The 17065-nt window shown below is 39.0% G+C and carries 11 protein-coding genes; 7 read left to right on the top strand and 4 right to left on the bottom strand.

The window, feature by feature from the left end; genetic code table 11:
- Positions 1-52: 52 nt before the first annotated feature.
- Positions 53-937 carry an RNase RNM gene (locus tag H4J69_RS01135; RefSeq protein WP_182244411.1) on the bottom strand — a complete coding sequence of 295 codons (885 nt, stop codon included), beginning with the start codon at positions 935-937 and terminating at the stop codon, positions 53-55.
- Positions 938-1266: 329 nt separating this feature from the next.
- Between H4J69_RS01135 and H4J69_RS01130 the strand changes: the two genes are divergently transcribed.
- The 6 genes from H4J69_RS01130 to trpA all read left to right on the top strand — a co-directional run bounded on the left by H4J69_RS01130 (position 1267) and on the right by trpA (position 8192).
- The gene (locus tag H4J69_RS01130) at positions 1267-2931 is read left to right on the top strand and encodes an anthranilate synthase component 1 (protein WP_182244410.1); all 1665 of its coding nucleotides are present in this window, start codon (positions 1267-1269) and stop codon (positions 2929-2931) included.
- Positions 2924-3586 carry an aminodeoxychorismate/anthranilate synthase component II gene (locus H4J69_RS01125; RefSeq protein ID WP_182230087.1) on the top strand — a complete coding sequence of 221 codons (663 nt, stop codon included), beginning with the start codon at positions 2924-2926 and terminating at the stop codon, positions 3584-3586. The genes H4J69_RS01130 and H4J69_RS01125 overlap by 8 nt, the downstream gene beginning before the upstream one ends.
- The gene (gene trpD / locus H4J69_RS01120; protein ID WP_182244409.1) at positions 3579-4610 is read left to right on the top strand and encodes an anthranilate phosphoribosyltransferase; all 1032 of its coding nucleotides are present in this window, start codon (positions 3579-3581) and stop codon (positions 4608-4610) included. Before H4J69_RS01125 ends, trpD begins: the two co-directional genes overlap by 8 nt.
- Position 4611: 1 nt before the next feature.
- On the top strand, positions 4612-6000 hold the full coding sequence (gene trpCF / locus H4J69_RS01115; protein WP_182215718.1) for a bifunctional indole-3-glycerol-phosphate synthase TrpC/phosphoribosylanthranilate isomerase TrpF: 1389 nt from the start codon (positions 4612-4614) through the stop codon (positions 5998-6000).
- Between the two features lie 93 nt (positions 6001-6093).
- Positions 6094-7341, top strand: coding sequence for a tryptophan synthase subunit beta (gene trpB, locus H4J69_RS01110; protein WP_182215716.1), 1248 nt, complete (start codon positions 6094-6096; stop codon positions 7339-7341).
- Entirely contained in the window at positions 7338-8192 is an 855-nt protein-coding gene (gene trpA / locus H4J69_RS01105; protein WP_404842392.1) for a tryptophan synthase subunit alpha, read from the top strand. Before trpB ends, trpA begins: the two co-directional genes overlap by 4 nt.
- A 369-nt stretch (positions 8193-8561) precedes the next feature.
- On the opposite strand, the gene glnS is transcribed toward trpA, so the two are convergent.
- The 3 genes from glnS to H4J69_RS01090 form a co-directional block, all read right to left on the bottom strand.
- Entirely contained in the window at positions 8562-10232 is a 1671-nt protein-coding gene (gene glnS / locus H4J69_RS01100; RefSeq protein WP_182215714.1) for a glutamine--tRNA ligase, read from the bottom strand.
- Positions 10233-10523: 291 nt separating this feature from the next.
- Complete coding sequence (locus H4J69_RS01095) at positions 10524-12374, bottom strand: DUF885 family protein (RefSeq protein ID WP_182244408.1); 1851 nt, start codon at positions 12372-12374, stop codon at positions 10524-10526.
- Between the two features lie 296 nt (positions 12375-12670).
- Positions 12671-13327, bottom strand: a complete 657-nt coding sequence (locus H4J69_RS01090; protein ID WP_182215710.1) for a DUF1456 family protein — start codon at positions 13325-13327, stop codon at positions 12671-12673.
- Between the two features lie 177 nt (positions 13328-13504).
- Between H4J69_RS01090 and mfd the strand changes: the two genes are divergently transcribed.
- Positions 13505-17044, top strand: coding sequence for a transcription-repair coupling factor (mfd, locus tag H4J69_RS01085; protein WP_182244407.1), 3540 nt, complete (start codon positions 13505-13507; stop codon positions 17042-17044).
- The last annotated feature ends 21 nt before the right edge of the window (positions 17045-17065 follow it).

Raw genomic sequence — 17065 nt, 5'->3', positions numbered from 1 at the left:
TACTACTCACTTACGACTAGCTCGGGTATACCTATGTTGCTCAATTAGTAACTCACTTAACGGCGTTAGGCCAAAGATCCCAAATGGGTTTCACCTGATCGGGCATACGTAAATTACGACCTAAATCACTCCATCGTGTTGGATAATGAAAGTCTGAGCCCATAGATGCATGTAAATCATATTCTAAACAAAAGCTTAGCATTAATTTTCGTTGTTCGTTAGCCATTTGCGGTAATACTATTTCTAAACCATCACCTTTTGCCGCTTTAAACTGCACCACTAAGCGGCGTAACCATTTGGTTGATAAGTCATATCTAACCGGATGGGCAATCACCGCATTACCACCGGCGTGATGAATAGCGGCAATCGCTTCTTCAATAGAACACCAGTTTGGCTTTACAAACGCGCGTTGGCCTTTGCCAATGTATTTATCAAAGGCTTTTTGCATATGATCAACATGGCCTTCTTGTAATAATATTTTAGCAAAGTGTGCCCGCGTTATAGAGCCTTGCCCTGCAAGCTCTTTCGCTTGCTCGTAGATGCCAGGGAAGCCACATTTGGTGAGTTTTTCACCCATGGTGGTGGCACGTAATTCTCTTGCTACTTGCTGGCTGGCAATTAACGTTTGTAATTGTTCATTATTTTCATCGATGTTTAAGCCAACAATATGAATTTCAAAACCATGCCAGCTGGTTGATATTTCGATGCCATTGATAATGGTTAATGGATGATTTTTTTCTAGAATATAATCTTTAGCTATAGATAAACCTTTAAGCGTATCGTGATCGGTGATAGCCAAAACATTCAATTGGAAGTTAACCGCCCGTTCAACAAGCTCTTGCGGCGTCAGTGTTCCATCAGAACATTTGGTATGACTGTGCAAATCGACCCGTAGGCTATAATAATCAGCTAAATCAGAGGTTGACAATACAGTCATAATCGGTTCTTCTATAGGGGAATTAATTGCTAAGGCAATTTTACTGAGATGAAGACAATAATGATACAAGTAAAACAAACTATTTCGATGAATTGTTGGTGGCATAAATCTGCATAAGTGGGTTGTGATGTTTACTTGTACGTAAAAATTCAAAAAGCCTGCTTATTTCATAATGAGTGGGCTTTTTACTTTTTAGCTCAAAGCTAAAGTACTATGGCGAGAAAAACATGATTATTACGCGCGTTAAAAGTTGGTTTATATGGTGGCTATTGCCTATTTATGCAGGTTGACCATTAATTTAAATTAGACGTTAAAAGCTAGGAAAGAATATGAATCATCAGAATACGCTTACCATAGATAAGCAAACTGGAAGTGTTACCACACTATCAGAAACCGTTAAATATCAGACCGATCCCCTGGCGATATTTCACCAGTTAAGCCAAAACAGCGACAATAACTTATTATTAGAATCGGCTGAAATTGATAAAAAACATCAATTAAAAAGCTTATTACTTACCGATGCGGCATTAAAAATAACCTGTCATGGTAATCTTGTTACGTTTGAAGCGTTAACAAACAATGGTCAATCGGCCCTTGAGTTTGCGCAACAGCATTTAGCTGAACACGCTACGTTAAGCGTTAAAGATAAAACACTTAGCGCCATTTTCCCTGAACTGACTCAACAACTGGATGAAAAATCGCGCTTACTCGCTATTAATCCTTTTCAAAGTTTGCGCTTATTTAATAAGCTTAAAAATCGCAACAATCACCCTTTTGCGATATTTTTAGGTGGAGTCTTCGCCTTTGATATGATGTCGATGACCGAGCAATTACCGACAGTAAGCCAAGGTGATAATACCTGCCCAGACTTCGTCTATTATTTGGCTGAAACTGTTGTGGTTATCGATCATGAAGCGCAATCAACTGAAGTTATTGGTAATATTTTTTCAGGAGAAGCGGCCAATCATAATCTAGTGACAATTCGTCAACGGTTAGCCGATATAAAAAATATTTTGGCCCAACAATATATTGCTCAAGAAAGACCTTATGACAAGCCGATTGAAAAAAGTGAAGTTAGTAGCGACATCTCAGATCAACAGTTCTGTGACACGGTTAATCAGTTAAAAGAAAATATTCGCGCCGGTGATATTTTTCAAGTGGTACCTTCTCGTACCTTTACGCTAAAGTGCTCAAATACCTTAAATGCTTACAAAGCGTTAAAGCAAAGCAACCCTAGCCCTTATATGTTTTACCTAAAAGACAGCGAATTTTGTATTTTTGGTGCTTCTCCAGAATCTGCATTAAAATATCAACATAAAAATCGTCAAGTAGAAATTTATCCCATTGCCGGAACTCGTCCGCGCGGACTTAATAAAGACGGTTCAATTTCACTTGATTTAGACAGTCGTATTGAACTTGAATTACGATTAGATAAAAAAGAATTAGCCGAGCACACTATGCTGGTTGATTTAGCCCGCAACGATATTGCCCGCGTTAGTCAAGCAGGTACTCGCTATGTTGCTGACTTATTAAAAGTTGACCGTTACTCTCATGTTATGCATTTGGTCTCTAGAGTTTGTGGCACCTTAGCGCTTGATCTTGATGCTCTGCACGCTTATCAGGCTTGTATGAATATGGGCACTTTATCGGGAGCCCCCAAAGTAAAAGCGACACAATTAATTCGAGAAGTAGAAGGCAAACGTCGAGGGAGTTATGGCGGCGCGGTTGGCTATTTAACCGGTGACGGTGAAATGGATACCTGTATTGTTATCCGCTCTGCTTTTGTTAAACACGGTATCGCGCATGTTCAAGCGGGTGCCGGTGTTGTTTACGACTCAGATCCCCAGTCAGAAGCCAATGAAACCAAGCAAAAAGCACAAGCGGTCATTAATGCCATTCAACATGCAGAACGGTTTACTGTTGAGATCACCGCCGCACCGAGTAGCGACAGCGCTAACCTAAACACCCCGTGCAAGGAGAGTAATCATGCATAGTCATCAAGAACCCGCTATTAATGGCAATGTTAGAATCTTCATGCTCGACAACCTCGATTCTTTTACTTACAACTTGGTCGATGAATTTCAATGTTTAGGATTTGAACCGACCATTTATCGAAACACTCTATCGGCAGATTTTATCTTTGAACAAATGCAAAAATCCACCGATCGAGTATTACTCGTATTATCGCCCGGCCCAGGAGAACCCAATAAAGCCGGCTGTTTAATGGCATTAATAGCCAAATGTGCCGGTAAATATCCAATCTTAGGCATTTGTTTAGGCCATCAAGCCTTAGTTGAACACTATGGCGGTAAAGTTATCCGTGCACCTGAAATTGTCCATGGTAAAGCGTCGAGTATTACTCATCGTCAAACCGGTGTTTTTGACCAGATAAATCACCCCTTACCTGTGGCGCGCTATCATTCACTGATAGCAAGTGAAGTCCCTAATACCATTGATATTATTGCTGAATATATAACATCTGAACAAATCAGTTTACCAATGGCCATTGAGCATAAGACGGACGTAGCCTTAGGATTTCAATTTCATCCAGAGTCAATCCTAACGACTTATGGCGGCACGTTATTAGCGCAAACTATTGATTATTTACTGGCTTCACCACACAAAGCAGCGGAAGGTTCTTATGAGTAAAATTTTACAACAACTTGTTGATGGAAATGATATTAGTCAGACTGAAGCTGAAGATTTTTTTAAAAATATGATCAAAGGTGAAGTTGATCCCGTACTGTTAGCAAGTGTATTAACTGCCTTAAAAATAAAAGGCGAAACGGCTAACGAAATTTCAGGTGCTGCCCTAGCAGTAAGAGGCTCAGCAACACCATTTCCACAGCAAGAGCATAACGTTGCTGACTGTGTAGGTACCGGTGGCGATGGCGCGAATACCATTAATATATCAACTACCGCGGCAATTTTAGCCGCGGCATGTGGCTTAAAAATGGCGAAACACGGTAACCGAAGTGTTTCTAGCATGTCTGGCTCCGCAGATTTATTGGAGGCCTTTGGCGTCAATTTAATGATGTCGCCAACGACAGCAAGTGCGTGTTTAGCGCAAACAAATTTATGTTTCTTATATGCTCCGGCTTATCACCCGGGTTTTAAACATGCAGCTCCGGTTAGAAAATCTATGGGTGTGCGCACTTTATTTAATATATTAGGGCCATTAGTAAATCCTGCTTCACCGAGCACTATGTTACTCGGTGTTTATACACCAGCGCTTATCGATGTAATGGCAAAAAGTTTACTGTTAACTGGGGTTAAACGTGGCTGGGTCGTTCACGGTAGCGGCTTAGATGAAATTGCCTTACACGGCGAAACGCAAATTAGCGAGATAGCCAATGGTCAGTGTACAAGCCGAACCATTTCTCCCGCTGATTTTGGTTTACCCAGTTACACATTAGAAGATATTAAGGGCGGTACACCACAAGAAAATGCTGAGTATATTCGCGCAATTCTTAGTGGTAATGGCAAGGCTGCTCATAATGCCGCCGTCATTATTAATTGTGCCGCATTATTGTACCTACATGATAAAGCAACTGATTTAAAAATAGCCGCTAACATGGCAAGAGAAGTATTAGCTTCAGGTAAAGCATTAACGACTTTAGAAAATATGGTCGTGATTTCAAACTCAAATTTAGACTCAAAGGCAATGGCATAACATGGCAAATGTATTAGAAAAAATTGTTGCTGATAAACGTATCGAAATAGCGCAACGTAAAATTGATTTTCCATTAAGTGAATTTATTGACACTTTAGTACCCACTCAAAAAGATATGTACGGTGCACTTGATAGAAAAAAAGGTCACGCGCATGCTGGCTTTATTTTAGAGTGTAAAAAGGCTTCGCCATCGAAAGGTTTAATACGCGAAAATTTTGACCCTAAGGCTATTTGCCAGATTTACGATAAATATGCTGCCGCTATTTCTGTTTTAACCGATGAAAAATACTTTCAAGGCACTTTTGAATATTTAAAAATAGTGACTGACTCGGTAAATTGTCCAGTACTTAATAAAGATTTCTTTGTTGATGCCTATCAAGTTTATTTGGCGCGATATTACGGTGCTGATGCGATTTTATTGATGCTAAGCGTTTTATCAGACCAAGAATATAAAGACTTATCTGCTATCGCAGAGCAATATAACTTAGCGGTCTTGACTGAAATATCTAATGATGAAGAGCGCGATCGAGCCATTGATTTAGGCGCTAAACTTATTGGTATTAACAACCGAGATTTACGCGACTTATCCACCGATATCGCTCGAACCTTTGACTATGCGCCGACACTGCCTGCTGATCGCATCGTTATATCTGAATCGGGTATTTATACCAACGAACAAGTTCGCGAGTTAGCGCCAGCAGTTGATGGCTTCTTAGTGGGTAGTTCAATCATGGCAGAAGATGATATTGATTTAGCTTGTCGTAAACTCATTTATGGCAATAATAAAGTCTGCGGCTTAACACAAGTTGACTATGCCCAAAGTGCTGTTGATGCCGGCGCACAATTTGGTGGCTTAATTTTCGCTGAAAAGTCGCCAAGGTATGTTAACGAACAACAAGCAAAAATGATTGTCGAGCAGGTTCCCTCTTTACGTTACGTTGGCGTGTTTGTTAATCATGCCATTGAAGAAGTGGCGAAACTTGCACACAAGCTAAACTTATTTGCGGTGCAACTTCATGGTAATGAAACTTCACAATATATCGCTTCATTGCAGCCATTACTTCCAAAAGGCTGCCAAAGTTGGAAAGCTTTGCCGGTCGAAAACGAAGTACCTGAGTTAATAAGTAATGCGCAGTTTTATGTCTTAGACGGCAAAAATGCCGGCAGTGGTGAAACCTTTAATTGGCGAGCGTTAGCCGATTCTGGGCAAGACTTAAGTCATTGTTTTCTAGCGGGCGGGTTGTCTATCGATAATATAGCGCAGGCGGTTAGCCAGAAAACAACACTAGATTTATTTGGTTTGGATCTCAACTCAGGCGTTGAAACAAGCCCAGGCGTTAAAAGCCGCGAAAAACTTCAACAAGTTTTCGCCGCCATTAGACACTATTAATAAGACCGAACACACAAATTAAGTGAATATTTATACGCTATAAATAACTCACTTAATTCATGTAACTCGTATAAAGCATTAGGAATAAAGAAAATGACAGATCAAACAATTAAACAAGAGACAACCCAAGTAAAAGCAACTTTACCAGCCTATTTTGGCGAATTTGGTGGCATGTTTGTTGGTGAATTATTAGTCCCTGCCCTTGAGCAGTTAGAGCAAGCATTTATTGACTCACAACAAGACGAGAGCTTTTTAACTGAGTTTAATGACCTACTAACAAATTACGCGGGACGTCCGACCCCCCTGACCTTAACCCGCAATTTATGTAAAAATCCATTAGCTAAAATATACTTAAAGCGCGAAGACTTATTACACGGTGGCGCGCATAAAACCAATCAAGTCCTTGGCCAAGCATTACTCGCTAAACGTATGGGTAAAACAGAAATTATTGCCGAAACAGGTGCTGGGCAACACGGCGTAGCTACAGCTATCGCTTGTTCACTATTAGGTTTAAAATGTCGAGTTTATATGGGCGCATTAGACTGTGAACGTCAACAACCCAATGTATTTCGCATGAAATTAATGGGAGCAGAAGTTATCCCTGTTACTGCAGGCTCCGGCACCTTAAAAGATGCCGTTAATGAAGCTTTGCGTGACTGGTCTGCAAACTATGAAAACGCTCATTACTTGTTAGGCACAGCCGCAGGTCCTCACCCGTTTCCAACTATCGTTCGTGAATTTCAAAAAATGATTGGCGAAGAAGCTAAACAGCAAATCCTTAAACAAGAAGGTCGCTTACCCGATTATGTCATTGCTTGTGTGGGTGGTGGTTCAAACGCCATTGGTATATTCCATGATTTTATTAAAGAGAGCAGTGTAAAATTAATTGGTGTGGAAGCAGGTGGCAAAGGTGTTAATACCAACCAACATGGTGCAACTTTAGTTGCCGGTACAAAAGGTATGTTACACGGTAACTACACTTATATTATGCAAGATAAATCAGGACAAATAGAGGAGTCGTACTCGGTTTCAGCCGGTCTAGACTACCCAGCTGTTGGTCCGCAACATGCCTTTTTAAAAGATACGGGTCGAGCTCAATATGTGCCTATTAATGACGACGAAGCGTTATCAGCTTTTAAACTGTTAGCAATGAATGAAGGTATTATTCCAGCACTTGAACCATCACATGCCCTTGCTCACACGATTAAAATGGCGGAAGCGGTTACTGAGGAAACCGTATTTCTTGTTAATTTATCAGGGCGCGGTGACAAAGATTTAGCGCATGTGCAAACAGTGTTACAAGCTGAAAATGAAGCAAAAATTCAAGGAGAAGCAAAATGAGCTTAGACACAACGTCAAACAAGCAGATGACCACACGTTATCAGCAAACTTTTGCTGAATTAGCAAAAAAGAATCAAGGCGCTTTTATTCCGTTTGTGACCGTAGGCGATCCAAGTATTGAGCAGTCATTTGAAATAATCAAAGCTTTAATCGATGCTGGCGCAGATGCATTAGAATTAGGTATTCCATTTTCAGACCCAAGTGCTGATGGTATTACTATTCAAATGGCGGCATTGCGTGCACTCAACGCTGGGGTAGACACTGATGTTTGCTTAACTATTTTAGCAAAAGTTCGTGCTTACGCGCCTGAAATCCCAATCGGTTTACTACTTTATGGAAATTTAGTTTTTGCTCGTGGTATTGATGATTTTTATAAAGATATGGCTGCTGCTGGTGTTGATTCAGTGTTAATTGCTGACTTACCTTTGCGTGAAAGTGCCCCGTTCCGTGCTGCTGCACTAAAGTATGGTGTTGCGCCAATATTTATTGCTCCGCCTAACGGCAGCGAAGAAACATTAAAGCAGGTTGCAAAATATAGCTACGGCTACACCTACGTATTAAGTCGTGCGGGTGTAACGGGTGTGGATACGCCTAAAAGTGCATCGGTAGAAGCTACTAATCCTGCTATTCATTTAATTGAAAAGCTAAAAGCAAATAATGCCTCACCGGGCGTGATAGGATTTGGTATTTCTAACCCAGAACAAGTTAAAGCAGCACTTGCAACCGGTGCCGCTGGCGCAATAAGTGGTTCTGCCGTGGTTAAAATCATTGAAAATAATCTTGATGATAACCAAGCAATGTTAGCGGCATTAACACGTTTTGTTCAAGAAATGAAAGCAGCGACACGTTAATAATAAACGCCTGTTTATTATCTATAAAATTAAATAAAGCCAGCTGAATTAACATCAGCTGGCTTTATTTTTATCACTATGTTTTGTTAACTTGCTAATAAAATCTTATTAACTATCACGTTTAAATAATAAATATAACGCTATTGCATTATTTATCACTAGCGGACTTTTTAACTTCGTTAGTTTTTCAAAAATAGCTCGTCTGTTATCTAAACTTTAAAATCACACACCTAAATATATTAAGAATTACGATACCATTCAAAACAAGCTATATGATGAAAAATTAAAGTATAAATTTAGATAAAAAAAAACCTTTATATACCGGTAAAATTCCAGTAAACAAAGGTTTTAAACGTAATTGCAGGGTAATTAGTTACCCATTTTAGCCCAAGTATCGCGTAAACCTACCGTGCGGTTAAATACTAACTTATCACCTTGTGAGTCTTTATTATCACGACAAAAATAACCTTGACGTTCAAATTGAAAGGCTTGTTCAGGTTTAGCATTGACCAATGATGGCTCTACTTTAGCGTGACTAATGGTAATTAACGAATCTTCATTCATCACACTCTGAAAATTTTCTGCAGCAGCAGGATTTGGTACATTAAATAAACGGTCGTATAAACGAATTTCTGCATCAATAGATTGCTGAGCAGCAACCCAATGAATAACACCTTTTGGTTTAGTACCATCTTCAGGGTTTTTACCTAAGGTATCGGCATTATAATTACAATAAACGGTCGTAACATTGCCTTCGCTGTCTTTGTCACAACGTGTGGCGGTAACAACATAAGCTCCACGTAAACGCACAGCTTTATCAAGTACTAAACGTTTATATTTTTTATTAGCTTCTTCACGAAAGTCTTCCGCTTCAATATAAAGTTCTGCGGCGAAAGGAACAATGCGAGTACCTTGTTCATCATCACTTGGATGATTTTTTACTGTTAATTCTTCTACTTGATCTGCTGGATAGTTTTCTATTACCAATTTAATCGGATCAAGTACCGCCATAGCACGAGGTGCATTGTCATTGAGGTCTTCACGAATACAAGCTTCTAAAACTCCAATTTCAACGGTATTGTCCATTTTAGTAACGCCAATACGTTTAGCAAACTCACGTAATGAGCTCGGAGTGTAACCGCGACGACGAAAAGCAGCAATCGTTGGCATACGCGGATCGTCCCAACCATTTACAAGCTTTTCATCAACTAACGTATGAAGTTTACGTTTACTCATCACCGTATATTCAAGGTTTAAACGTGAAAATTCATATTGATGTGGTACAACATCAATCGATACATTTTCAAGTACCCAGTCATATAAACGACGGTTATCTTGAAATTCTAATGTACAAAGTGAATGGGTAATACCTTCAATAGCATCAGATAAACAATGGGTAAAATCGTACATCGGGTAAATGCACCATTTGTCGGCTGTTTGATGATGATGAGCAAAACGAACGCGATAAAGAATCGGGTCACGCAAACACATAAAGCTTGATGTCATATCAATTTTAGCGCGAAGAACACATTCGCCTTCTTTACATTTACCGTCTTTCATTTTGGCAAAAAGTGCTAAGTTATCTTCGACACTCGTATCACGATACGGGCTATTTTTCCCTGGCGCTTTGAGCGAACCACGATGTTCGCGTGCTTCATCCGCATTTAAGAAACAAACGTATGCCAAGCCTTTTTCAATTAATTCAACAGCAAAACCATGCAATTGATCAAAGTAATCAGAGGAGTAATGAACCTTACCCGCCCAATCAAACCCTAACCATTTTACGTCTTCTTGAATTGAGTTAACGTAATCAATGTCTTCTTTTTCAGGGTTGGTATCATCGAAACGTAAATTACATAAGCCTAGGTAATCTTGAGCAATGCCAAAATTTAAACAAATTGCTTTCGCATGGCCAATATGTAAAAAACCATTGGGCTCAGGTGGGAAACGAGTTTGTACACTCGAATGTTTACCACTTTCAAGATCCGCATCGATAATTTGACGAATAAAATTTGTTGGGCGTTTTTCAGCTTCCGACATCCACAAAACCTCTAAAAAGAATTTAAACTACGTTATTTTTCGGCATTATAACAACTGTTAATCAAAGGGAATAGCGCTTATCTCGGCAAATTATAAATTTTACGCATTAAGGGTAAAAGTTGCTTAAGAATTAAATAAATATCGGCTTATTCCTAGAAAAATCAATTAACGTCTGATTATCATCAATAGATATTTACCTAATCCCCATAAAAAAGAGAAGTACCGAACGGCACTTCTCTTTTGTAAAGATTTTTTACTGCAATAAGACTTTAGCTTAAGCTTTTTTATTCGCTATTTTTTATTCGCTATATAGGTATCAACTAATTGCGCTAAAACATTTAAGGGTACTGGACCATTACGAAGTACCACATCATGAAACTCACGAATATCAAATTTCTCAGCAAGTTCGACTTTAGCGTGTTCACGTAGCTCAATAATTTTTAACATGCCAATTTTATATGCGGTTGCTTGTGACGGCATAACAACATGGCGCTCTACCATTTTTACAGCGTCAGACTTAGCATTTGGCGTATTTGCGACATAATATTCAATACCTTGAGCTCGCGTCCATTTCTGTGTATGGATACCGGTGTCAACCACTAAACGACAAGCTCTCCATAACTCCATAGCTAAACGACCAAAATCAGAATAAGGGTCTTGGTATAAACCAATTTCCTTCGGGATCATTTCTGAGTACAAACCCCAACCTTCGGTGTGTGCGGTATAACCACCAAATTTACGAAATTTTGGAATATTTGTTAGCTCTTGTTTTATCGCTATTTGCATATGATGACCAGGGATCCCTTCGTGATACGCAAGCGCTGCCATTTGATAAGTTGGCATCGCTTGCATATCGTAAAGGTTGGCATAATAAACACCTGGACGAGAGCCATCAGGTGCAGGCTGTTGATAAAAAGCTTTACCTGAAGATTGTTCTCTAAAAGCTTCAACCGCTTTAACCTTTAGCTTAGCTTTAGGTTTGGTTAAAAATAAACTGTCTAAACGTCCTTCCATATCATCAATTAAAGCAACAGCTTCATCTAAGTAACGTTGTTTACCCGCGTCATCAGCAGCGTAATAAAATTGTTTGTCATTACGCATGAATTCAAAAAACTCACCAAGTTCGCCTTCAAAGCCAACCTTTTCCATAATTACGCGCATTTCACCGTGAATTCGAGCCACCTCACTTAAGCCAGTTTGGTGAATTTGGTTAGCGGTTAAATCTGTTGTGGTGGTGCGTTGTAATGCATTATTAAAGAATGCTTCACCTTCTGGAAATTTCCATGCGCCATCTCTATTGTCTGCTTTTTTTTCTAGCGTTTCTAAATAACTGACTAATTGTTGATATCCAGGCTTTATGCTGGTTATTAATGCGGTATTAACCTCTGCTAACAGCGTACTTTTTTCAGCGGCATTGATCTCAAGTTTATTCACCTTTTTAGTGAAGTCAGCTAAAATCGTACTGTCTTTTCCGTCTTCAAATGGAGCACCTGCAAGAATATTTTGTGAGTCACGAATAACGTGAGGAAAAACAAACTTAGGGGCTATAATACCTAAGTCTTCACGCAATTTTAGTTGTGTCGTTAATTGTTCTAAAAGTACTTTAGCACCCTGCACTCGAGCAATATAATCTTGTGCTTCTTTGACATTGCTAATGGAATGCTGATTAATTAAAAATGCAGGTAAACTCGAGTGTAAGCCACGCATTTGATTTACAGGATAGTTATGAAAACGCCACTTATGGTCAGCAATTGTATTTTCTAATTTTTGTACCAATAAGTGATAGCTGATCATTGTCTGCTCATCGAGTTTTTGACTATCGATGGCTTTAACACGTTGGAGGTTTTCATGAGTAATCGCTAATTCTTTTAACGTGTTTTCTTCTGAAATATCATCCCATTTATCATAATCTGTTTTTATGCCTAAATAAGTTTGCATCATCGGGCTTCGTGCAACACCTTCATCAAAAATAGCATCAAATATTTGGTTAGCTTTTTCTGATTCAGACAGTGCTTTAATCGCACTTTTTTTCTCAGCTTCCTTTGAGCTTGTTTGTGGTGTATCAATACCTTTTTGTTCTGTGCAAGCGGCAAGTAATGAGCTAGAAATAGCCACTACCAGTAATGTACTTTTGAAAGTCATAAGTATCTCTTTTTATAGGAATATATAGTTACATTGCAATAACTGTAAATGTTCTGAATTTAAAATGCTTTTATCTAGTCTTGATCAAAAATGATAGTGTTGGCAATAGCTGTTCGACAAATCGCATTGTAATTACGATAAAAGGAACTTTACCTTTTCTATTTTTATAAGACATAAAAAAGAGCTTATACCGAGGTAAAAGCTCTTTTCAATTAGAGTAGAATTTATACTTTTATGATTAACAAAGAAAAATTTATTCTCAAGAATTACTGAATATAAATAACCACGCCTAAAACCTAATTTTTATAAATATCTGAAGGCTTAAGTTTTAACACTGTTCTTTTAGGTTTATCATCGTTATCTGTTGCTTTAGTGGCATTGGGGTTTATGTATATTTTGCTCACTTTAGGCTTAGCTGTTTGATAGTCTTTTTTTGGTAACTCAGGTTTTTTTACCGTTTCAACTTCACGCTTTGGGGTGAATTTTTCAGGACGATTAACATGATATTTGGTATCAATGGCTTGAATAAAGTTTCTCAAAAACTGATCTTTACACTCGCGGTAATGTTTGTGATCGGGCTTACGAAAAAATGCACTTAATTCAGGTTTAGTCATACGTATACCTGAGGTAGACATCATATCGAGAACATCTTCTGCGCGCAGCGCTAATGCTATTTTTAATTTGTTGAGCACAAGATTGTTATTCATTCGTTTTTCAGCTGGCGGTGTTTCACCATCACGGGCGCCACGTTTGTCAATAATTAAACCGTTCAAAAAAGTTGCTAGCTGAACATCGGTGCAGTTAACAACTTGTGGATCATCTTCTTTTTTCAACCAATAACTGATTTGTTCACGACTTACCGTTAACTTTGCTAAATTAAATAGGTCGATCATCTTTTGATCATTAAAATTAAAGGTATATCTTAAACGACGTAAAACATCATTATTGGTCACGAAACTCTCCAAAAAACACAGCAGGCTCTACCCAATGTAAAGCTGGGCCTTATTATATCACTATAGTTTTTTAAACAAAAAAGTATTTACTCGTTCTTAAAATTTAACCATAACTCATGTTAAGATAATGCGCTGTTTTAGACGCCTTATTAACAATCATTATTTGATAGAGAAATCATGAGTAAAACTGCTAGCTTATTTGAACCTGTATTAACTAAACGTCGTGGCAAACATGCTGATAAAAAGCATTGGACTAATTTACTAGGTAGTAGTGACACGCTAGCTATATACCATGGCGCCCTCAATGCCGACGCTCCGATGTTGTTATTAACCAATGACACCCAGTCAGCATTGCGTTTCGAGCAAGAATTAAAAAGTTTAAATAAAAAGCGGCAACTGCCTATTTGCTTATTTCCTGATTGGGAAACATTGCCCTATGATACCTTTTCACCGCATCAAGATATTATTTCCCAGCGACTAGCAACGCTTTACCAATTATCAAATATGAAAAGTGGCATTATTATTGTGCCGGTTTCAACATTATTACAACGCCTTGCGCCAACGCAGTATTTGCGTACGAATAGTTTGATCGTAAAAGTAGGTGATAAAAAAGACTTACATCAAATGCGACAAAATCTTGAAGCCAGTGGTTATCGCTGCGTAGAACAAGTGATGGAGCATGGTGAATTCTCGGCACGTGGTGCAATTCTCGACATATTCCCTATGGGCTGTAAAACTCCGTTTCGCTTAGATTTTTTTGATGATGAAATTGATGATATTCGCTTGTTCGATCCTGAAAACCAGCGTTCAAGTGATAAAATAGATGAAATAAATTTATTACCCGCACACGAATTTCCGACCGACGAAGCAGCAATAAATTTATTTCGTCGTCAATACCGAGAAGAATTTCCTAACACCATTCATAAAGAGTCAATATATCATCAGGTCAGTGATGGTATTTTGCCGGCAGGTATTGAATATTACCTCCCCTTGTTCTTTGAAGAAACGAGCACTTTGTGTGACTATTTAGGCGAAAACACACGGATAATGCTCAGTGGCGATATTGATAAGGCTATTGAACAGTACTGGCTTGATATTGATTACCGATTTGAAGAACGTCGTTATGATCTGACTCGGCCATTATTACCCCCCAAGAAACTCTTTTTAAATAGTGAAGAGTTTTATCGTGCCTTAAAACCTTTTGACCGAATTTCAATAGAAAAAGTGCCGGTAATAAACGCGTTACAAGAAACTGACAGTGACGACATTGAAAAGTCAAAAGCCGGTCATATCCGTTTTGATGTCAGTCCCTTACCTGATGTTACGGTTAATCATCAACTGAAACAGCCTTTTGAATTAATCAATAATTTTATTCGCGACAAAGAAACCCCAGATAAAATTTTATTTGTTGCCGAAAGCCAAGGCCGTCGAGAAAGCGTTTTAGAGTTATTAGAGCGTAACCATATCAAGCCACAATATTTTGACGATATTGAAAGCTTTGTCGCAAGCCCGGACAAACTTGGCATCACAGTGAATACCCTCAACAGTGGTTTTATCTTTCAAAGTAAAGGCACCGCTAAGAAAAACGCGATAGCCCTAATCACCGAAGATGAACTTTTAGGAGAGCGGATAAAACAAAGTCGCCGCCGTACCAAACAACAAACTATTCAAGCGGATGCTATTTTTAAAAACTTAGCCGAGCTTTCAATGGGACAACCTGTTGTCCATTTTGAGCATGGTATTGGTCGCTACATGGGCTTACAAACCATTGAAAATAGTGGCATAACCACTGAGTTTCTAGTTTTAATTTACGCAGGTGAATCAAAGCTTTATGTACCGGTTGGCTCATTGCATTTAATTAGCCGTTATTCGGGCGCCGACGCAGAAAGTGCACCGTTACATAAATTAGGTAACGATACTTGGAGTAAAGCAAAACAAAAGGCCGCTGAAAAAGTGCGTGACGTAGCGGCTGAACTACTCGATATATACGCCAGCAGAGCCAGTAATAAAGGTTATCAATTCAAACGTGACAAAGCTGAGTATCAAGCTTTTTCAGACAGTTTCCCGTTTGAAGAAACCTTTGATCAAGAGCAAGCCATTAAAGCAGTAGTGTCTGATATGCTCAGTGATAAGGCCATGGACAGACTCGTTTGTGGAGATGTCGGTTTTGGTAAAACTGAAGTTGCGATGCGTGCCGCTTTTGTTGCCGTTAACGACGGCAAGCAAGTGGCTATCTTAGTGCCAACAACCTTGCTTGCCCAACAACATTATGAAAACTTTCGCGACCGTTTTGCTAATTTACCGGTTGCTATAGAAGTATTATCACGTTTTAAAACAGCCAAAGAGCAAAACGTTGTTATTGCCGATGTTGAATCAGGCCAAATAGACATTCTGATCGGCACCCATAAGTTATTGCAAAATAGTATTAAATATAAAGACCTAGGTTTATTAGTGGTCGATGAAGAACATAGATTTGGTGTAAAGCAAAAAGAAAAAATCAAACAATTACGCAGCAATGTTGATATTTTAACATTGACCGCAACCCCTATTCCTCGGACCTTGAATATGGCGATGGGCGGCATGCGCGACTTATCGATTATTGCCACACCGCCGGCAAAACGCTTAGCGGTAAAAACCTTTGTTCGCGAACGTGACGACGCCCTTATTCGTGAATCTATTTTACGTGAAATCCTTCGTGGTGGTCAGGTTTACTTTTTACATAACAACGTTGATACTATCGATAAAACCGCTGCAGATATTCAAAAACTGCTGCCAGAAGCAAAAGTAACCACCGCCCATGGGCAAATGCGCGAACGTGAACTTGAACGCATTATGGGCGACTTTTATCACCAACGTTACAATGTATTAGTTTGTACAACGATTATAGAAACAGGTATCGATGTGCCAACAGCTAATACCATTATTATGGACAGAGCCGACCATTTAGGTCTAGCGCAACTCCATCAATTACGAGGCCGAGTGGGTCGTTCACATCATCAAGCTTATGCTTATTTATTAACACCACATGTTAAACGTATTACTAAAGATGCGAAGAAACGTCTTGAAGCTATTGCGTCTCTTGAAGATTTAGGCGCTGGTTTTACCTTGGCCACACACGATCTCGAAATTCGTGGCGCAGGTGAATTATTAGGTGAGGGACAAAGTGGTTCGATGAGCCAAATCGGCTTTACCCTTTATATGGAAATGCTCGATCAAGCTGTTTCAGCGTTGAAGCAAGGCAAACAGCTTTCGCTTGAAAATATGACCGCTAAGCAAACTGAAATTGAATTGCGGGTACCGGCGTTACTACCAGACGATTATATTTTTGATGTCAGCTTACGGTTAAGTATTTATAAACGTATCGCCAGTTGTGGCAATAAAAATGAACTTGACGAAATTCAAGTAGAATTAATTGACCGTTTTGGCTTATTACCGCAGGCTGCTAAAAATCTAGTCCATATTGCGAAGTTACGTTTAAAGGCCCAAAAAATAGGGGTTTCTCGTATCGAAGCAGGTCCAGCAGGTGGCTCTATTGAGTTTAGCGATGAGACAAAAGTTGATCCTATGCTTATTATTGGTCTTATTCAGCAACAGCCAAAAGTTTATAAATTAGTTGGCGCTAATAAACTCCAATTTAAAATTGCCACTGAAGACAGTAAATCACGCTTTATTTTAGTGACATCTATGTTAAATGATTTAGTAAAAACAAAAAAATAACCGTAAGATAACAGAGTAGAC

This window comes from Colwellia sp. BRX10-9 (assembly GCF_014077405.1).
Lineage (GTDB): Bacteria > Pseudomonadota > Gammaproteobacteria > Enterobacterales > Alteromonadaceae > Colwellia_A.
This window is presented reverse-complemented; position numbering and strand designations above follow the sequence as displayed.